At 27.6% G+C, this 21,202-nt stretch carries 17 protein-coding genes; 10 read left to right on the top strand and 7 right to left on the bottom strand.

All coding sequences use genetic code 11. The annotated features are described in order from the left end of the window. The first annotated feature begins 266 nt into the window (after window positions 1-266). Both IC174_RS04940 and IC174_RS04935 read left to right on the top strand, forming a co-directional pair. Window positions 267-1,688: a sigma-54 interaction domain-containing protein gene (locus tag IC174_RS04940; protein WP_227482287.1), complete on the top strand. Its 1,422-nt coding sequence runs from the start codon at window positions 267-269 to the stop codon at window positions 1,686-1,688. Window positions 1,689-1,887: 199 nt separating this feature from the next. Beyond that, window positions 1,888-2,472 (top strand): zinc dependent phospholipase C family protein, encoded by a 585-nt coding sequence (locus IC174_RS04935; protein ID WP_227482286.1) that lies wholly within the window; start codon window positions 1,888-1,890, stop codon window positions 2,470-2,472. A gap of 193 nt (window positions 2,473-2,665) precedes the next feature. On the opposite strand, the gene IC174_RS04930 is transcribed toward IC174_RS04935, so the two are convergent. Both IC174_RS04930 and IC174_RS04925 read right to left on the bottom strand, forming a co-directional pair. Then, window positions 2,666-3,445 (bottom strand): HAD family hydrolase, encoded by a 780-nt coding sequence (locus tag IC174_RS04930; protein ID WP_227434315.1) that lies wholly within the window; start codon window positions 3,443-3,445, stop codon window positions 2,666-2,668. A gap of 69 nt (window positions 3,446-3,514) precedes the next feature. Next, entirely contained in the window at window positions 3,515-4,771 is a 1,257-nt protein-coding gene (locus tag IC174_RS04925; protein ID WP_227482285.1) for a competence/damage-inducible protein A, read from the bottom strand. Window positions 4,772-5,030: 259 nt separating this feature from the next. On the opposite strand from IC174_RS04925, the gene IC174_RS04920 reads away from it, so the two are divergent. The 4 genes from IC174_RS04920 (at window position 5,031) to IC174_RS04905 (ending at window position 10,211) form a co-directional block, all read left to right on the top strand. Continuing rightward, window positions 5,031-5,930: a D-alanine--D-alanine ligase gene (locus IC174_RS04920; protein ID WP_227482284.1), complete on the top strand. Its 900-nt coding sequence runs from the start codon at window positions 5,031-5,033 to the stop codon at window positions 5,928-5,930. 23 nt (window positions 5,931-5,953) lie between these two features. Then, complete coding sequence (locus IC174_RS04915; protein ID WP_227434312.1) at window positions 5,954-7,402, top strand: PLP-dependent aminotransferase family protein; 1,449 nt, start codon at window positions 5,954-5,956, stop codon at window positions 7,400-7,402. Window positions 7,403-7,483: 81 nt separating this feature from the next. After that, window positions 7,484-8,266, top strand: coding sequence for a M15 family metallopeptidase (locus tag IC174_RS04910; protein WP_227482283.1), 783 nt, complete (start codon window positions 7,484-7,486; stop codon window positions 8,264-8,266). A 25-nt stretch (window positions 8,267-8,291) separates the two neighbouring features. Continuing rightward, the gene (locus IC174_RS04905) at window positions 8,292-10,211 is read left to right on the top strand and encodes an ABC-F family ATP-binding cassette domain-containing protein (RefSeq protein WP_227482282.1); all 1,920 of its coding nucleotides are present in this window, start codon (window positions 8,292-8,294) and stop codon (window positions 10,209-10,211) included. A gap of 146 nt (window positions 10,212-10,357) precedes the next feature. Here IC174_RS04905 and IC174_RS04900 read toward each other — a convergent pair whose 3' ends face one another. From IC174_RS04900 to IC174_RS04890, 3 genes are all read right to left on the bottom strand, one after another. Continuing rightward, window positions 10,358-10,711 (bottom strand): PqqD family protein, encoded by a 354-nt coding sequence (locus IC174_RS04900; RefSeq protein ID WP_227434309.1) that lies wholly within the window; start codon window positions 10,709-10,711, stop codon window positions 10,358-10,360. Beyond that, on the bottom strand, window positions 10,698-12,626 hold the full coding sequence (locus tag IC174_RS04895; protein ID WP_227434308.1) for an OPT family oligopeptide transporter: 1,929 nt from the start codon (window positions 12,624-12,626) through the stop codon (window positions 10,698-10,700). The genes IC174_RS04900 and IC174_RS04895 overlap by 14 nt, the downstream gene beginning before the upstream one ends. 410 nt (window positions 12,627-13,036) lie before the next feature. Continuing rightward, on the bottom strand, window positions 13,037-15,226 hold the full coding sequence (locus tag IC174_RS04890; protein ID WP_227482281.1) for an amino acid adenylation domain-containing protein: 2,190 nt from the start codon (window positions 15,224-15,226) through the stop codon (window positions 13,037-13,039). 336 nt (window positions 15,227-15,562) lie between these two features. Here IC174_RS04890 and IC174_RS04885 point away from each other — a divergent pair, with 336 nt between their 5' ends. Then, window positions 15,563-16,294: a glycerophosphodiester phosphodiesterase gene (locus tag IC174_RS04885; protein ID WP_227482280.1), complete on the top strand. Its 732-nt coding sequence runs from the start codon at window positions 15,563-15,565 to the stop codon at window positions 16,292-16,294. 79 nt (window positions 16,295-16,373) lie between these two features. Then, window positions 16,374-17,012 carry an isochorismatase family cysteine hydrolase gene (locus IC174_RS04880; RefSeq protein WP_227482279.1) on the top strand — a complete coding sequence of 213 codons (639 nt, stop codon included), beginning with the start codon at window positions 16,374-16,376 and terminating at the stop codon, window positions 17,010-17,012. Window positions 17,013-17,234: 222 nt separating this feature from the next. Here IC174_RS04880 and IC174_RS04875 read toward each other — a convergent pair whose 3' ends face one another. Both IC174_RS04875 and IC174_RS04870 read right to left on the bottom strand, forming a co-directional pair. Beyond that, window positions 17,235-17,828 carry a DUF3867 domain-containing protein gene (locus IC174_RS04875; RefSeq protein WP_227482278.1) on the bottom strand — a complete coding sequence of 198 codons (594 nt, stop codon included), beginning with the start codon at window positions 17,826-17,828 and terminating at the stop codon, window positions 17,235-17,237. Window positions 17,829-17,898: 70 nt separating this feature from the next. Further along, window positions 17,899-18,762, bottom strand: coding sequence for a S66 peptidase family protein (locus tag IC174_RS04870; protein ID WP_227434303.1), 864 nt, complete (start codon window positions 18,760-18,762; stop codon window positions 17,899-17,901). Window positions 18,763-18,935: 173 nt separating this feature from the next. Here IC174_RS04870 and IC174_RS04865 point away from each other — a divergent pair, with 173 nt between their 5' ends. Beyond that, window positions 18,936-20,105: a M20 metallopeptidase family protein gene (locus IC174_RS04865; RefSeq protein ID WP_227482277.1), complete on the top strand. Its 1,170-nt coding sequence runs from the start codon at window positions 18,936-18,938 to the stop codon at window positions 20,103-20,105. Window positions 20,106-20,202: 97 nt separating this feature from the next. Then, window positions 20,203-20,679, top strand: a complete 477-nt coding sequence (locus IC174_RS04860; protein ID WP_227482276.1) for an SAM-dependent methyltransferase — start codon at window positions 20,203-20,205, stop codon at window positions 20,677-20,679. Window positions 20,680-21,202: the final 523 nt, after the last annotated feature.

Raw genomic sequence — 21,202 nt, 5'->3', positions numbered from 1 at the left:
ATGCCACTTTTATTTTATTTATATCGACACTAAAAACTTAGAATTTGCAACAATATTACTAGTTTTTCAACTTTTCTATAGTTATTTCAAGTATATTTTAAGTTGATTTAGACTCGCTTTAATTGTAAAATAAGTTATATATAACTTATTCAAAGTTAAAATAGACTGAAGTTTATGTATTATATAAAGATTATACTTTTAATTATATTTAATAAATTAAATATATTTTAATATATCATTAAAAATTTAGGGGGACAATAGGGAAAATGGATTTAGATTTAGAGTTTTATAAAAAAATATTAGAGGCTTCTCATGACGAAATATGTGCATCTGATGATAAAGGTATAATAATATATTGTAATAAGGCATTTGAAGAAAATTATGGTCTAAAAAAAGAAGATATTTTAGGAAAAAATGTTTCTTTCTTAGAAGAATCTGGATATTCAACAAAAAGCCCCATACCAGTAGTATTGAGAACAAAGTCTAAATTTTCACTTGAACAAGATACTCAAACAGGAAAAAAACTTATTATAACTGCAAGTCCTGTATTTGATGAAAATGGTGAGCTAGAATTCACTGTTGAAAATTGTAGAGATATAACCGAACTTAATAATATAAAAAATAAACTTGAAGATACAAAAAAACAAGTAAAAAAATACAAATCTGAAGTGGAAACACTATATAGAACCGCTCTTAGGATTGAAGATACAGTAATTATGGATGGCATAGTTATGAGACCTATTATGAATACAGTCAACCATGTTTCTAAAACTGATGTAAGTGTACTATTATTAGGAGAATCTGGAACAGGAAAGAGTTCACTTGCTAGATATATACATCACAATAGCAACAGGTCAAGTGGTCCATTTATAACTATAAACTGTGCAACCATATCTCCACAACTACTTGAATCTGAACTTTTTGGATATACTTCAGGTGCTTTTACAGGTGCAAGTACCAAAGGTAAAGTTGGTCTTGTAGAATTGGCTAACGGAGGAACTCTTTTTTTAGATGAAATAGGTGATATACCACAAAATCTACAAGCAAAATTTTTACAATTGATACAAGATAGGACTTTTACTCCAGTCGGAAGTTTAAAAAATAAAAAAGTTGACATAAGAATTATATCCGCTACAAATGCTGACTTAATTTCTAAAGTAAAAGAAAAAAAATTTAGAGAAGATTTATATTATAGATTAAATGTTATAGAAATAAAACTCCCTCCACTTAGAGAAAGAAAGGATAATTTAGTAGAGATTATAAAATATTATTTTAATAGATATTCAAGTGACTTTAATCTAAACAAGACAATTTCAAAAGAAGCTATAAGTATTATTGCAAACTACAGATTTCCAGGTAATATAAGAGAGTTACAGAATATAATTCAAAAAATCTTACTTACTTGTAGAGATAATCATATAACAACAGACGATTTACCAAGTATACTCACTAAAAATGTAAATATTGTAAGTTATGGAAATAACCCTCCAACATACACAACCAATGTAGATAATTCTCTACATATTGATTATAAAAACAAAAACTTTGACACCTTGATTATGGAGTATGAAAAAAATGTAATTTTGGATGCTTATGAGAAATTTGGTAGTTCTTATAAAGTAGCTAGACAACTTGAAATTTCTCAATCCAAGGCTAATAGGCTAATTAGAAAGTATACTAATACTTAATTTTAAATTTGATAAATAAAAACTTAACATTATTTACATATTGTAAATTTCGCCAATTACTGGTATTATGAATATGGTTGAAATTATTTAAATAAATGTTATTGACTTAATTTCATATATTTACCATTAAACTTTTATCATAAATATCATATCATAATAATATATTTAATAAGTCTAATAAACTATACGAGGTGTAAATATGTTAATGAATACCCATTTTATTATGGCAAAATCGATACTTAATAATATAGATGAAAATAAAACATTCTTTATAAGCGAAAAAAATTTTATATATGGTAATATAAAGCCAGATGCTTTTTCTAAATATAAATTAAAAAAACATTATATGGATGAATCATTTAATATGATTGCTTCTAAAATAAAATATCTGTGCAGTCTTACTATAGACAGTGTTTCTAAATATTTTTCAGTAAGTAGACTTAGTCAAGAGCTTGGTGTTATCTGCCACTTTTTATGCGATTTTTTCTGCTTAGCTCATAGTGAACGCTGGGAATTTAAGCATAGTTTGAATAAACATGTTACTTATGAAAGAGAACTTGGAGCATTTGCAAAGGATGTTGATTTATCTAAAATTAAAGGTAATACTATAAATAGTGGATTTGAAAAATTTTTTGTTAAACTTTACAATGAATACAAAAAGAAAAGCGACTATATGAATGATTTAAAATTTTCAGCGTATACTTGCAATAGTGTTATAAATTATATATTAGATTCTATTTTAGCTAATACAATAAAATCATACCATATAGCAAATTGTGGTTAACTTAAGAATTTTAAACTGACAATTAATATAATCAAAATGACTGCTCTACAGAATATAAAATCTAGTTTTATAATTCTACTGAACAGTCATTTTTTTATACTGAATAGGTAATACCTTATAAAATTGATTAATTAGTAAATCAACAAACAAAAATAATTTACTAATTTTTTATTACTTCTCATCAATCTTATATCTAACTATTTATTTTTATGATAGCATCTATAGCACTTTTTACACTATCTACTACATAATTTGCACTTTGTTTTACTTCTTCTCTTGCCTTTGACATTACAAAACTATATTTAAATCCCTCTAACATACAAATATCATTTGGAGAATCTCCAATAGTAGCAACTTCATCTGGACTTACATTTAGAGTTTTTATTACATGTTCTATGCTACCTCTTTTTGATACACTTTTAGGAACTATGTTTAAAGTATAAGTACTAGAAAAATATATTTCCAACACTTCACTAAACTCACTTTTTAAATATAATTCTATTCTAGACAACTCTTCTAAATTTTCAGAGCATATACCAATATTGCCTATAAGATTATCAAAACTATCTCTTTTCTCAAAATCGGGGTCCACTATAAAATCGCTAGAATAATGTCTAAAAGCTGTTGTGTCACTATCTACAATTACATCTCCTTTATATTTAAAATACAATTGTGCATCAGTTGATTCAAATCTATCAATAACTTTTTTTACTAATTTATCATCTATAGTTTGCTTAAAAATCACATTATAATCTTTATCATGTATAAATGCACCATTTTCACATATATAATAGCCATTCATATCTAAGCTCCCTTCGATAATATCACGAGCCTGTTTGAAAACTCTACCTGTAGCAACATTAAACTGTACTCCTCTTTTTTCTATTTCCTCAATTGCTACTATATCTTCTTTTGTTATAGCTCCATTTTCATATAAAGTTCCATCTAAATCACAAAATATATGTTTTATCATAAATTAAAAGCCTCCAAAAATGATTTTATATTATACCAATACTTTAAATATAATCAATATCACAATAGTTTAAAGTTTTTCTAATTGTATTCTCAACTCATTAAGTAAATCTCTAGTAGCTCTCAATCTTATTTTTCTTCTATCTCCATTAAATATATTTTTTTTCACTATTATTTTTCCATTTATATATATTGCAGTATAAACCAACCCTACAGGCTCTTCCTCAGTTCCTCCACCAGGTCCAGCTACTCCAGTTGTAGATATACCTATATTAGCTCCAAGCCCTTTAGCAACGCCCTCAGCCATTTCTATTGCTGTTTGTTCACTTACTGCTCCAAAGTCTTCTAAAGTTTCTTTTTTTACTCCCAATCTTTTCATTTTGGCTTCATTAGAATATGTTACACATCCTTCAAGAAATACAGAAGATATTCCTGGGTAGTTTATAAGAGATGAAGATACCAAACCTCCAGTACAAGATTCAGCCACTGCTATTGTTAAGTTTTTTTCTACAAGAAGCTTAGAAACAGCATCTTCTAATGCAGACTCTCCTTCAGATACTGAAATATCTCCTTCAGTATATACATATTTACCTACTCTGTCCTTTATCTTTTCTTCTACTGGTCTTATAAATTCAAAAGCTTGTTCTTCATTTTCAGCTTTTGCAGTTATTCTTATTGTAACTTCTAATTCCTTTGCATACAAAGCAACTGTTGGATTAGTTTGTTCATCAATTATATCTAAAATTTCCAATTCTAGGTTTGACTCCCCTATTCCATACAATCTTAAAGTTTTTGATACTAGCATTTCCTTTGTAAATTGTTGTAGGTAAGGTTTGACACTTTCATTAAACATTGCCTTCATTTCTCTTGGAGGTCCAGGTAGTACTATTATACTTTTATCATCTTTCTTTAAAATAGCTCCTGGTGCTGTTCCATTATTATTTTTTAATACTATAGCATCCTTTGGAAAATATACTTGTTTCATATTATTTTCGGCCATTTTTTTTCCTGTTTTAACAAAGAATGATTCTAAGACTTCTAATGATGGTTTATGTAATTCTAATTCCTGTCCAAAATACTCTGCTGCAGTTTCTTTTGTCATATCATCACCAGTTGGTCCAAGACCTCCTGTAGTAATTACTAAATCACTTCTTTTTAAGCTTTCATCAAAACATTCTAAGAGTCTTTGCTTATTATCTCCAACTGTACTTTGATGGTATACTTCTATTCCCAATGCTGCAAGTTCTTTAGCTAAAAATTGAGAGTTTGTATTTACTATATCTCCCAACAGTATCTCTGTTCCTACACTTATTATTTCTGCTTTCAAATTTTATCACTCCTTGATTTATAGCCACTAAGACTAGTCTTAAGTTCATACCACTAATTTTAGCAAAAATAATGATATAAATAAAGTTAAAAAATCATTCAAATCTATCTGTAAGTTAGATTATCACTCTAAAACCACACATAATATAAACTTCACATGTAGTGGTACTTTCATCATCAACCATTAATTCATATAATTAAGTAAGTAAATTAAAAAATTTAATTTAAAAATAATAAAATTTAAAATAGGAGTGTATAATATGAAAATAGCAGTTATAATGGGTGGAATATCATCAGAGAGAGAAGTTTCTTTAAATTCAGGAAAAGAAATATATAATAATCTTGATAAAAGTAAATACGATGTTGTAAAGGTGATAATAGATGATAAAAAAGATATATTTACAAAAATACCAGAAGATACAGATTTTGCAGTACTAGCACTACATGGGAAATTTGGTGAAGATGGATGCATTCAGTCAGTACTTGAGACTATGGATATACCATATTCTGGATGTGGACCTCTTTGTAGTGGAATGTGTATGGACAAAAACATCACTAAAAAAATGCTTAGAGATTCAGACCTTCCTACTGCTCCATGGGCTTTAGTAAAATCAATTGATGAAATAAATTATGATGAGATAGACAAAATAGGCTATCCAGTATTTATAAAACCAAATTCAGGAGGTTCAAGTGTTGCTACATTCTTCATCCATTCCAAAGATGAAGTTGAAGAAGCAGTTCGTAAAGGTTTAGAAGTTGATGAGTTTGTAATGATTGAAAAATATATACCAGGTGGAGAATATACTTCATTCATATTAAATGGCGAAGTATTTCCTACTATATCTATAAAATCAGACTCAGGATTCTTTGATTATGAAGCTAAATACTCACTTGAAAAAGGAGCAAAAGAAGAAGTTATTTATTTAGATGATGAACTTCAAAAAAGAGTAAATGAGATTTCTGAGACTTGTTGGAAAATTTTTAATTGCAAAGCATATGTAAGAGTTGATATGATTATAAGTGAAGGTATTCCTTATGTTCTTGAGCTAAATACTCTTCCTGGCATGACTAAAACTAGTTTAATACCTAGAAGTGCCGCTGCTAAAGGTCTTGAGTATAGCCAATTATTAGATAAACTTATAGAATACTCTTTAAATTAGATAATACAATTTGAGGTGGTAATTTGATATTTTCAAATCTAAGATTAAATGATAGTGAACCAATTTATATACAAATTAAAAATTATATAAGTGATATGATATCAAAAGGATTAATTCCAGACAATAGTAAGCTCCCTTCTACAAGGGAGCTTAGTCAGCTTTTACAAGTTAGTAGAAATTCCATAGTCTTAACTTATGAAGAACTAAAATCAGAGGGCTTAATCTACTCTGTTTCAGGAAAAGGTACATTTGTTAATTCAAAAAATAAATCTTCAAACACTACATGGTCTTTAAATTGGGATTGTTTAGAGAATACATACTCTAAAAAAGCTAATGAATTAGATATTATAAAAAGCGAAATACCTTGGAGCTCTAACCTAATATCATTTAAAAGTATATCTCCTGATGGAGATTTATTTGATATGGAGGAATTAAAAAAATCTTTTTTAAATAGAATCTCATTAGAAGGTCACAAACTACTTAACTATGGATATGCACAAGGTTATAAACCTCTTATTGACTATTTGCTTGAATATATGACAAATAAGGGCGTTGATATTAATAACAAAGATATATTAATTACAAATGGATTTACAGAAGGCTTTGATATTATTATGTCCTCTTTCACTCAAGAAGGAGACTATATAATTTGTGAAAATCCTACTCACAACACAGCTATAAAAATTATGAAGTCACACAATCTCAATATTTTAGGTGTGGATATATCTGAAAATGGTTTAGATTTCAATATGCTCGAAAATCGTTTAATTGAGTACAAAAATAAAATAAAATTTGCATATATTACACCTTCTTATCACAACCCAACAGGGATTGTAATGACCCCTGAAAATAGATATAGATTCTATAATCTTATGAAAAAATACAATATAGCAATTATAGAAGATGGATTTAATGAAGAATTACTCTACAATAGTTCTCATATATTTCCCATCTGCTCTCTTGATAATATGAATAATGGTGTTGTATATATTGGTAGCTTTTCAAAAATTTTATTTCCTGGAATAAGAATTGGATGGATTTTTGCAGATAAAAAAGTTATAGATAAGTTAGAAAGTGTAAAAAGGTGCAGAAATATACATGTATCTTTTTTAGACCAAGGTATTTTATTTGATTATTTAAGTAATGGAGGATTTGAAAAATACGTAAAAAAAATACGTAAATTCTATGGGGATAAATTTAACTTTGCCTATGAATGTGTAAAAAAATATATGCAAACGGAATATATCTTAGGTGATGGTGGTTTGCATATATTTATCAAGCTTAAGAATATAGATACTAGAAAGCTATTAGAAAAATGTTACAAAAAAAATGTTATCTTCATGCCTGGAGATTTATTTTTTACAAATGGCTTTGGTTCTGACACTTTAAGACTTGGATTTTCGAGACTCTCTTTTGAAGATATTGAAACTGGTATAAAAATAATAGGAGAAACTATAGATGAAATGTCCTAGGTTAACTAAATATTGTTAGCCTAGTTTATTTTTATGAGGTATAATATATATAGTTTATATGAATCTAACATGGGGGATAATATGAGTAAAAAGTCAAAACGAAAGAAGATTAATAAATTAAAGCTAACAATTGTAATAACTGTATTATTTCTTGCCTTACTATCTATATATGAGATATTTTTCTCTAAATCCAACAAAGAAGATAATATAAAAAGTCAAGAAACTATACAAGATAAAAACAATACAACAGAGGATTCTAAAAATAATCAAAACTCTACTAAAAAACAGGAAGATAACAACATTAAGCCCACTTTTTCATATTCTTCAATACCAGATAACATAAAAAACAAAATGATTGGTAAATCTATGCCTTCTGATGAACATATAGGATTTGATAGTTTATCTTACTTGCAACTTACCTACTACGGATTTGATGAAAAAACTCATCAAGGTGAGATGATAGTAAATAGTGAACTAGCTTCAGAAGTTGTCGATATTTTTAAAGAGTTATATGAAAAAAAATATCCAATTGAAAAAATTAAATTAATAGATGATTATGATGCTGTAGATGAAAAATCTATGTCTGATAATAATACATCTGCATTTTGTTATAGAACTGTAGCTGGTACAAATACTGTCTCAAATCATGGTAAAGGACGTGCTATAGATATAAATCCATTACAAAACCCACATGTTTCTGGAGACAATGTTAGCCCTAAGGTAAGCACTGTTTATGCAGATAGGTCTGCTTTAAAATTTGGAATGATAAAAAAGGGTGATGATTGTTATAATGCTTTTGTAAGCAGAGGTTGGAGTTGGGGTGGATATTGGAAAAACCCAGACTACCAACATTTTGAAAAATAATAGATTAGAAATAAAGGTGAATTATATGAATTTAATGACATTGGAAAATATAAGTAAAAGCTATTCTGAAAAAAAATTACTTGAAAATATATCTCTTGGTATCAATGATGGAGAAAAAATAGGACTTATTGGTGTAAATGGTACTGGTAAATCTACTTTACTTAAAATTATTGCAGGAACTGAAGAAAGTGAAACTGGCAATATAACAAAGGCTAATGGTATTAGAGTAGAATATCTTCCTCAAAACCCAACTTATGATGAAAATTCAACTGTTCTAGAACAAGTATTTAATGGAACTTCAGAAGAATTAAAACTCCTTGGTAAATACCAAGAAACTTTAGAAAAACTTAATTCTAACTTTACAGATGAACTAAATAAAAAATTATTATCCATGCATGAGAAGATAGATGCTTTAAACCTTTGGGATTTAGAAAGCGAAGCCAAATCTGTACTTACAAAGCTTGGTATAAATGATTTCAATCAAAAAATAATAGAACTTTCTGGTGGTCAAAGAAAAAGAGTTTCTCTAGCCTCAGCTCTTATTACTCCTTGTGAGCTTTTAATACTAGATGAACCAACAAACCATCTAGATAATGATACCATCGATTGGCTTGAAGAATACCTAAATTCAAGAAAAGGTTCATTGCTTATGATAACTCATGATAGATATTTTTTAGACCGTGTTACAAATAGAATAATTGAATTAGATAAAGGTAGATTATTTAGCTATGATGGTAATTATTCAATATTTTTAGAAAAGAAAATGGAAAGACTTGCATTAGAATCAAGTATTGAGGATAAACGACAAAATTTAATTAGAACAGAACTTGCATGGGTTAGACGTGGAGCTCAAGCTCGTAGCACAAAACAAAAAGCTCGTCTACAAAGATTTGATGAACTTGTAAATAGAGACTCTTTCAAACCTGATGAAAATATTGATATATCGGTTGCCTCAAGTAGGCTTGGAAATAAAATAATAGAAATACACAATATATCTAAATCTTTTGAAGAAGTTACAGTTATAGATAATTTAGAATATACTTTAGCACGTACAGATAGAATTGGCATAATAGGTAAAAATGGTATGGGTAAATCAACTCTAATAAACATAATAAATGGGAAATTAGCCCCTGATAGTGGATATATCTCAATTGGAGAAACTGTAAAAATAGGTTGCTTTTCTCAAGATGATTCTCATATGAACATTGGCATAAGGGCTATAGACTATGTAAAAGAAGCTAGTGATTATATAGAAACTTCTGATGGTACTAGGATTACAGCTTCTCAAATGTGTGAAAGATTCCTTTTTAATGGTACCATGCAGTATACTTTGATAGGCAAACTATCTGGTGGTGAGAGAAGAAGACTACACCTTCTTAGAATTCTTATGACAGCTCCTAATGTACTTCTTTTGGATGAGCCTACAAACGACTTAGATATAGAAACACTAAAAATATTAGAAGAATATCTTGATGAATTTAAAGGTGTAGTAATTACAGTATCACATGATAGATATTTCCTAGATAGAATCTGTAATAAAATATTTGCATATGAAGGAAATGGAAAAATTCATATTTATACAGGTAATTATAGTGACTATCTTATTTATAGAGAGATTCAAGGAATTGAATTTGAAGAATCTAAAAAAGAATCACTTAAAAATGATGATTCAACTGCTCCAAAAAAAGAAAAACCTAAAAATGATAAAAAACTTAAATTCTCATACAATGAGCAAAGAGAGTTTGAAAATATTGATTCTGACATAGAAAAACTTGAATCTAAAATTGCAAAACTTGATGAAAGTACTTCAAAATTTGCAACTGATTTTACTAAACTTCAAGAAATTTTAGATGAAAAATCAAAATTGGAAAAAGAACTTGAGTACAAATATGAAAGATGGGAATATCTAAATAATTTAGCTGACGAAATAGCTAATAATAAATAATATTAAAACATCTAAGTTTAATAACCTTTACTTTAAGTTTATAAGTTATAAATATTTAAAAGAGCTATATGTCTTTAAAAACATATAGCTCTTTTTTAACTATCTTCTAATTTTTATATTCTGATATATCCTATAATAATTCTTTATTATAAGTCTATATCCATTCTTTCAACATAGTGACAATTGACATCAATATGATTTAAAAAAACCAATAACCTTTCATAAAGTGGATGAGATTCTTCTCCATATTTGGATTCTAAGTTTTCACCTATTTCCCTAACAGTCTTTTGACCATCAATTTGTAAAAATACAAAACTAGAATATTCATCTAGCTCTATTTTTTTATATTTAGGTATTCTAGCTTTTAACTTTCTAAAAAACTTTTGAATCTTATGGTCCTGTTTTTCAAGTATAGTTACAATACCATTTTCATCTACTTCATATTCAAGTCCATCAGTAATTTTAAATACAATATCTAAAACATCATTACTCTTGCTCATTATTTTTTACTTTAGATAAAATGATAGGTAATGTTGTAAGTACAACTAAAACTATTAATAAAGCAATTGCCATTGAATTTGTAGCAGCAAAACCACTTGGTACTTTTGGAGTTATAACTCCAGTTACTTGTAATATTATACCTATTAAACCAATGATAGATCCACCTGCAACAAGACCAGAAGATAAACTTATACCATTAGAAACTTTAGCTTCTTTTTCTTTTTCAGATTTAGATACTAGTTCAACAAATAAACGAATTAATGCTCCAACTAATATTATAGAAGTTGTTGCTATTGGTAAATAGAATCCTATAGCTATAGTCATTATTGGTAAGTTTAATGCATATAACACAATTGCCATAAATACTCCAACAATAATCATAACCCAAGGTAAACTACCTGACATAATACCAGAAGTTAATGTTGACATTAAGTTTGCTTGTGGTAATGCAAATTGTACATTATCACCAGTAGCTTTAAGTTGGTCAGAAAGTAATAAGATTACTCCTACAACAACTATAACACCAACTATACTTGCAACTGTGAAGTAACGTTGCATTTCATTTTTGCTACCACCAATGATGTAAGTTACTTTTTGAGATTGAGTATATCCTCCAGCTATAGCAATAGCAACAACTATAAATGACCCAAATAAAAGTAATGATTTATTAGCTTCTAAATCAGTCCATCCCATTATAACAAATACTAATGTTACAATAACTAAAGAAGCTATAGTCATACCAGAAACTGGAAGATTTGATGTTCCTATTGTTCCTGTTAAACGTCCAGCTACTATGACGAATAATAAAGATAATAAAAGAGATATGATAGCTCCAATAATTGCCATAGCAATATTACCAGAAATCAAGAACGCTGCTAAGAACCCAACTACTACTCCACCTAATAAAAGTATCATTTGTATAGATGAACCTTCTTCTGCATCTCCAGTACTTGATTTAGCTTTAAGTGTTTCTTTTATAGAAGCGATTATAGTTGGGATAAGTTTTATTGCACCAATAATACCTCCACAAAGCATCATACCAGCACCTATATATTTTACATAACTACTAGATATAGCTCCAACATCCATTTGGTTAAGAGGCATTGCAGGATTATTCCATACCATAGCTCCATCTTTAGCCATATCAGTAAAGTAACCTATTAAAGGTGCAATACCAAAGTTTGATAAGATACTTCCTGCAAACATTGTTAAAGAAACTTCAAGCCCTACTATAAACCCAATTCCTAAAAGTAGAGGGTTTACTTCAATATCAAATTTCCATTTGTAGAATTTACTTCCTACAAGACTCATTACATTGTTTGCTACATTTAAGAATGAACCAGTTAATACAGTGATAAATCCACTTATTACAAATCCAATTCCCATGTATTTAATTGAGTCTCCACCAGCCTCTGAAGCAACAAGTGTTTCAGATATAGCCATTGATTCTGGGTACATAAGTTTACCATGTTCTTCAATTATTAAATAATTGTGAACTATTGCTGCAACTCCTATACCAAATAAAACACCACCAACTCCAACAGCTAAGCCTTCTAAAAATGTGATTTGGCTTCCAATTAAGATAACTGCTGGTAATACGAAAATGAATCCACTTGCAACAGATTCCCCACCACTTGACATACCTTGGATTAAGTTCTTACCAAGAATACCCTTTTGGCGAGCAAATGCTCCAACAAAAGCAGAACCTATTATAGCTCCTGGAATACCTGCTGCAACTGTAAGACCAGCTTTCATTCCAGAATAAGTTGTAGATGCGGCAAAAATGGCAGCTAAAATGATACCGATAATCAATACAGCTACATTTCCACCGGTTCTGGACTTATCTGTGATGTATGGAACGTAATCTTTTCCACTAACCTCACCATAAGCTCCCTTAGGTAATTTTTTGTTCATAAAATTTTCACCCCTTTTCAGTTTGTATATATTATAACATATATACATATAAAACTTAACTTTTTATTATTTTACAAATAGCGAGTAAAAACTACTAAAATTTAATCCCATATTATTAATTTCTATTTTTAGATATTTTTATGCTAATTTTCTTTTTATTTTTCGATTATACTAAAAAGGATTAAGATAAAAAATAAAAATTTTTTTTATATTAAAATTAAATTTGTTATAAAAACACTTTAAAACACGGAAAAGTATAAAAAATACAATAATCATCCTTATAAACAGATTTTCACCACAGTAAAAATGTACAGAAAATTCTTTCTTTTATGTCAATTGATTCATTCTTGAAAATAGGTGTCATAAAGAAACTTCTATAGTTCCTTTATAACACCTGTCATAATACAAAATCACTCTGGCAATGCCCTTTTATTTACTTTTCCAATTGGTGTAACTGGTATTTTATCTATCCTCATTATTATTGTTGGAATCATGTATGGAGGTAAATACTCATTTAAATATTCTCTAACTGTTATGTCATTTATTTTTTCACTATCCTCATCATCAATCACATAATATGCACATATATACATATCTCCATCCTCATTTGTTCTTGAGATACAAACAACACTTTTAATTTCTGTAATATTGTTTATTATGTTTTCAATCTCATACAGCTCTATTCTAAATTCATCAATTTTTACTTGATTATCCATCCTACCAATATAATCCAAATTTCCATCATCTAGCCATCTTACCAAATCACCAGTTCTATACATTAATTTATTATGTTCACAAGTTTTGTAAGGATTTTCTACAAATACTTGCTCTGTTAAACCTTTTTTATTTAAATAGCCTCTTGATATTTGGATTCCTGATAGACAGAGTTCTCCTGGAACTCCAATTGGGCATAGTTTATTTTTTTTATCTAATACATATGCATAAGTATTAAAGATTGGCTTACCTATTGGTATTTTCCCATACTCTTTATCCACATGAAAAGAAGTTGATACAACAGTAAATTCTGTTGGTCCATACTCATTATATAACTCATAGTTACGTTTTCTATATCCTTTTAATCTTTCTCCTCCTGTCTGCACAATCCTAAGTGAACTGTTGTTACAGTTTTGTATAAATAATCTTGCAAACGCTGTTGGTAATGCTAATATGGTTATATCATTTTCCTCACAATACTCATTTACTGTATATTCATCAAATTTTGCTTCTTCTGGCATAATGTTTATTGAAGCACCCATCAATAGATATGGAAATAGTTGTTTCATTACAGCATCAAAACTAAAACTTAAATATATCCCACATATATCATTTTCTGTAGCACTTATAGCTTCTATACTATAATAACACATATTTACTAAACTCTTATGCTCTATAGCTATAGTCTTTGGTCTACCAGTTGACCCTGATGTAGATATTGTATATGCACAGTTTGATGGTGTTATTTTTTCAGTTAAGTCATATCTAATTTTAAATATATCTTCATCATTTATATCAATTACTATTGTGTTTTCATTTATAACCTTACATCTAAGTTCGTCTGTAGTTATTACTACTTTTGCATTACTATCTTCAAGAAGGTAATTTAATCTTTCTTCTGGATTACTTGTGTCTATCGGGAAGAATGCTCCTCCTGATTTCATAATTCCTATGGCTGTAACAATTATATTAATGTCTCTTGGCAACATTACAGCTACTATATCTTCACTTTTTACCCCTATATGATTTAAATAGCCTGCAAATCTATCAGTTAACTCATCAAGTTCTCTATATGTCAAATTTCTATTTTCGTCTCTAGCAGCTACATTATTAGGTGTTCTCTCAACTTGTTCCCTAAATAAATTAATATAACTTCTGTTATATGGTATCTCACATTGATTATCATTAAAATCTTTCAATAATATTTTTTCTTCTTTCTTACATACAAATTCTAAATCTTCTATTAAAATATTGTTATTCCTTATTATCTGCTCTATTATATAATCAAATTGATTTAATATCCTTCTAATAGTTTCTCTTTTGTATATAGATGGCTTATATTTTATTTTTATTTTTAATGCCCTTTTAGTATAAACTATTACAGATAAATCATATCCTTTTTTTTCTATGTCATAGTCATATGATAAATCAAAACTTTTAGCTACAAATATTGTATTTATAAGTTTAGTATTCAGATGATTTTTATTCTCTATATCTGATAATAAATAGTATCCATATTCTAAAGACCTACTCCATTGCCTTTTTAAATTTTTTACAACATCTATAAACTTTTCGCTTTGTCGAACCTTAACTCTTATAGGAATTATATTTATTGTTTTTCCAAAAACTACATCATCTTCATATGTATACTTTTGTAATATAAGTCCATAGATAGTTTCTATAATAGAACTTATGCTTATATTATTCATTTTAGAATATTGAATTAGTTTCTCATGTTTTTCAATATCAATCTTAAAAATTTCATCTACAACTTCGTCAGAACAATCTTTATAAAAAAAATCATTTGGAATTTTTGCTAGATTGGTATAATCATCTAACAAATCCATCCAATAATTCATAGCTCGTTCTAAATTAACTTCATACATATCAAAATTCCCCCTTACTACTAAATCTATAGAAAAAATTCTTTTGGAATTTCATTTTTTTAAATACAGAAATATATTAATAATATATATGCAAGCTCTAAACACATGAGCTTGCATAAACTTATACTTATATATTATGACTATTAAATTCGTAATATTTATAATGTTTAAAATATATTATAACACAGATATGATTTTATTTTCTTACATTTATATAATATATAAATTATAAATTGTTATTTAATTAATGTATAATTATATTGTTTAGAATATGATATATTATATTAATTAAAATTTTATAAGAATAAGTTATATTTATTGAAAGGAGCTTTACAAATGAACATTTATGCTCACAGAGGTTTTAGTGGAAAATATCCAGAAAACACTATTCTCGCTTTTAAAAAATGCTTAGATATGGATATATACGGAATAGAACTTGATGTTCACAAGACTAAAGATGGAAAAATTGTAGTTATTCATGATGAAACGGTTGATAGAACTTTTAATGGACATGGTTTTGTAAAAGACCTTACTTTAAGAAAACTAAAAACATTGAACTCATCCTTTGAGGGTTACCAAAACAATAAAGAATGTAAAATTCCAACTTTAGAAGAAGTCTTAATCTTAATTTCGCCTACAGACCTTATCTTAAATATAGAACTAAAAACTGACAAAGTAAATTACACTAATATAGAAAAAGATGTTTTGAAACTTATTTTAAAGTATAATATGAAAAACAGAGTTCTTATATCTAGTTTTAATAGTAATAGCTTAAAAAATTTTCATAAGTTAGAACCCAGTATAAAAACAGCTTTATTATGCTACTTACCTATAAATAATGTAGTTGAATTTGCTAAACTTCTAGGAAATAGCTATCTTCACCCTCCTTTAATTTTAGTAAATGAATCTCTAGTTGAACTTTGTCACAAAAATTTACTAGGTGTCAATGTGTATACTGTAAATGAAGAAGAAGATATGCTACATTGCCTATCTCTTAATGTAGATGGTATTTTTACTAACTATCCAGATATAGCTTTAAACCTTTTACAATCAAAGCAATATAGCTAGTTATATAGTAGTTTATACTCCTTGACTTTTATATGATTAATATGTACAATTTTATTAAATTTAGCTTGGAGGTATACTTATGGATAACTTATTAAATGAACTTGAAGCTTTAAAAAGTAATTTGGATAATTTACCAATAGAAAAAATAGAAAATTACGATTTGAGTAAAACAGTTTTGTTTATAATTGATGTCAATAATGGTTTTGCAAAACAAGGTGCCTTATACTCTCCCAGAGTAGAATCTTTGATAAAACCAATTGAAATTTTCGCAAAAAAAATATCAAATAAACTAAATAAAGTAATTGCATTTACTGATTGTCATACACCTAAATCTATAGAACTTTTAAGTTATCCTGTTCACTGTTTAGAAAGTGATGTGGAAAGTGAACTAGTTGACGAACTTAAGTCTATAAAAAATCTACAAGTTTTCCCTAAAAACTCTACTAATGGATTTTTCGCACTAGAAAATTTAGACTTTGATGGGATAGACAATATAATTATAGTTGGTGATTGCACAGATATATGTATATATCAATTTGCAATAACTCTAAAATCTTATTTTAATCAATATAATATCGAAAAAAATATAGTTGTTCCTATGAATTTAGTAGACACTTATGACATTCCTAATGTTCATCCTGCAGAGATTTTAAACCTAGTATTTTTTAATAGTATGCTTCAAAATGGAATTAAGGTATTAAAGGAAATTAGCTTATAATAAATACTTTATAGATTTATATAGGGATACAACTTTGATAATAAGATTGTTCTATACAAATATTACTTAATACAATTAATTTAACATAACTAAAGTATATAAATATAGAAATCGCAATTTAAATATTCTTCTATACATCTTCTGTAGGAGAAATTAAATTGCGATTTCTATTTTTTACATAATACTAATCAACCATACCGCTTCAATAGTTAAATTTACTTTTTAATAATCGTATTTATTTGTAGTTTCACACATAACTACTTTTATCTTTTTATTAAACATATTCTTATATTCTAATAAAAACTCATTTAATTCTGAGTCCATAAGATTTATTTTTTTGTCACTACAAAGCATTATTTTTTCTTTATCTATTATTACATTAATATCATTTAAATCATTTTTTATGAATGTTGTTATACAACTCTTAGGTTGAATTTTTTCACCATATTTCTCATAAAATCCTGCACTCTTTTTAAACGATTCTAAATCTTCTGTAGATACTTTGCTGGAAGTATTATTACTCATAAAACCTGCTGTAGAAGGGTCGATTCCAAAGTTTCTAAGTTGTTTTTCTACTTCTTCAGTGTCCATACCATATCTTTCCATGAACTGTTTTTGTATTTTCATAAACTTTTCTTGAGATATGTCATTATCTTTCATATAATCAAATATTTTTCTTGAAAATTCAGCCATCGACATCTTTCCATCCATAACAGAAAAATATAAGTTATATATGTATTGCTCAAATTTATCTACATCAGAATCTTTAACTTTGTTTTTTAATTCGTTAAAGTCAATTATTCTATCATCAGACATTTTTTATCCTCCTAGCTAAATTTTTACTTGTATAAGATTATACCATACTTCTAATATATTTATATATACACTATTTTTTTAATTTAACCATTTTTTCTGTTGCATCTAATTCACACATTCTTCCTAAAGGAATAGTTATCATTGGTATACAGTGCCCAGATTGTAGATTATATATAGCTGGCTTATTAACCTTCTGCGCAAATTCCTCCAATAGTTCTATTAAATCTTCTTCTTTGATACAGTCTTTAAAATCTCCAAAAATTATACCATTACATTCATCCAGTTTTCCTGAAGAATACAATTGAGTTAACATCCTGTCTAATTTATATTGACATTCTCCAATTTCTTCAATGAATAAAATTTTATCCTTTGCATCTATTTCATATTTAGTTCCTATTGTAGAAATTATTAGAGATAAGTTTCCTCCCATTATTATTCCCTCTGCTTTGCCTTCACATACAGTATAAATCTTTTCTTCTTTTGGATTTTCTAAGTATAACTCATCTTTAAATTCTAAAGCATCTACTAGAGATTTATAAGTAAATTCATCCCATTTAGCTACATTCGCTGCCATTATTCCATGATATGGTAAAAGACCACAATTTTTATAAAAAGCTAGATTTAAACCTGTTATATCAGAAAAACCTATAAATGGTTTAGGATTTTGTTTTATTATTTCGTAATTTATTTTATCTAGTATTCTTGTTGTTCCATAACCTCCTCTTAAACACATAATTATATCTACTTCTTCATCTAAGAACATCTCTTCTATATCTCTTACTCTAATATCATCATTCCCAGCTAAATAACCTTTATAATTTAGTCCACAACTTTCAGAAAATTTAACTTTATAACCATACTTCTCCAAATTAAATTTTATTTCTCCTAGACTTATATTTCTCAATGGTCCAGAAGGCGCAATTACTCCTAACATCTAAACACCTCTTCTTCTAAAATGATATATTCTAATTTATGCTAAACATCTCTACTATAATTATAAGACATTTTATTTATACTTGATACAGAATAATGTTTTATATAGAATAATATAATTATAATAATGAAGAAAAATAAATTTTTAATTTTAATATAGTTAGGATGTGTTTTATGATTAATATTAAAGCTCTTTGCCATGATATAAATGATTGGGTTATAGATATTAGAAGAGATTTACACAAAACTCCAGAACTTGGCTTAGAAGAATTTCAAACTAAGAAAAAAATTATTAAATATTTAGATGAAATAGGTATAAGTTATATTGAATATGAAAATCACACAGGAGTAACTGCATATATAAATGTAAATCCAAACTTTGAGACAATTGCTATAAGAGCTGATATAGATGCTTTACCTATAACAGAAAAACTCAATCTTCCTTATAAATCCATTAATTTAGGTAAAATGCATGCATGTGGCCATGATGCACATACTGCTATTTTACTTGGCACTTGTAATATACTATTTAAATTAAAGGATTATTTAAATGTAAATGTAAAGTTTTTTTTCCAACCTGCTGAAGAAACCATTGGTGGCGCTAAACTTATGATAGAAGATGGATGTATGAAAAATCCAGATGTAAATTATATATTTGGTCTTCATGTAAATCCCAATATTGATAAAAGTTTAATTGAACTAAAATACAATACTTTAAATGCATCAACAGATACACTTTGTATAACTGTATATGGCTCAAAATGCCATGGAGCTTATCCTCATCAAGGTGTTGATGCTATAGTTATCTCTGCTCATATCATAACTGCTTTGCAGACAATTGTCAGTCGAAATACAAACCCCACTGATTCTGTAGTTATTTCTTTAGGAAAAATTGAAGGTGGAATTAAAGAAAATATAGTTTGCGATAAAGTTGTTATAAAAGGAACCTTAAGGACTTTAACGCAGGAAACCAGAGATTTTTCAAAAAAACGAATTAGAGAAGTTTGTGATTTTACTTGCAAAACATTTGGTGGAAATATTGATGTTGAAATTGAAGAAGGTTATCCTTCCCTTATAAATTCAAATTCTCTTGTAGATTATGTTAAACAAAATGCAGTAGAATTATTTGGAAAAGAAAATATTTTGATTAAAGATACACCTACTCTTGGTGCTGAAGATTTTTCATATTTTTTGGAATATTGTGAAGGTGTTTTTTATCACCTTGGTTGTGCAAATCAGGGAAAAAATATTAATTCTCCTCTTCATACAGATACCTTTGATATTGATGAAGATTGTCTTATTACTGGTGTTATGCTTCATTCAAAAAATGTATTATCCTTTTAATTATATGCTTCTATCTCCTTTTTATATTGACTCTCACATGGTGTTAGGGTTTACTCTAAAATTACAAATAACAAACCAAATAATTGGAGGTAATATTATGAAACAAATTTTAGTAAACCCTATAGGAAAAATACGTGTTCAAGGTGAAGAAATTTCTATCAAATTGGATAAAAAGTATATACCTGCATTAAAAGCACTTGATGAATTTAGTCATTTAAATGTAATCTGGTGGTTTGATGGATTTGATGATGTTGAAGCAAGAAGTATCTTAGAAACTCCAAAGCCTTATAAAAAAGCACCTGATGTTATGGGAATATTTGCGACAAGGTCACCTATTAGACCTAACCCAATAGCATTAACTACTGTACAAATTATTAGCATCGACCATGAGCATGGTATAATAAGAATTCCATATATCGATGCTAATGATAATAGCCCTGTTATCGACTTAAAACCATATACTCCAAGTATTGATAGAGTTGAAAATCCCTCAGTCCCTGAATGGTGTAGTCATTGGCCTAAATGTGTAGAAAAATCAGGGGAATTTGATTGGGAAAATGAATTTGAATTTTAATTTATTTTAGATAGAGTATTAAATTAAAGGTAGAGTATTAAATTAAAAAATTCTAATTTAATACTCTACCTTATTATATTTTAATTCTATAAAGTATTCGTTGTATTTCATTTTCTTGAATTATATAATTGATTTTATCCACTTTCATATTGGCAAATTATCTTGTATACTTAATATAAATAATTATAAAGGAGAATACTCATGACAATATTTAGTCTACAAGCAGCAAATTTATTTGGATGGATAGCTATTTATAGCCCCTTAAACATCTTCTTTTTTACTAATTCTATAGAATAATTCTATAATTCCACTCTTTCTCCTAATCTTAAAACACTACAACCATTGAACAAACTTAAAAATAATATCTATCAATGTTTTAAGTATGTTAAACTAGTAAATGTAGCTACTTCTGTGTTACAATTTTATATAAATATTGTATATAGCAATAATAGGATAATAGATACTAGTTAGTGTTATATTTCTAATATCAGTTATTTTTCAGTTACAGATTTAATAATAATTA

This window comes from Clostridioides sp. ES-S-0001-03 (assembly GCF_020676075.1).
Taxonomy (GTDB): Bacteria; Bacillota; Clostridia; order Peptostreptococcales; family Peptostreptococcaceae; genus Clostridioides.
The sequence above is the reverse complement of the archived record's forward strand: the minus strand, read 5'-3'. Positions and strand labels throughout refer to the sequence as shown.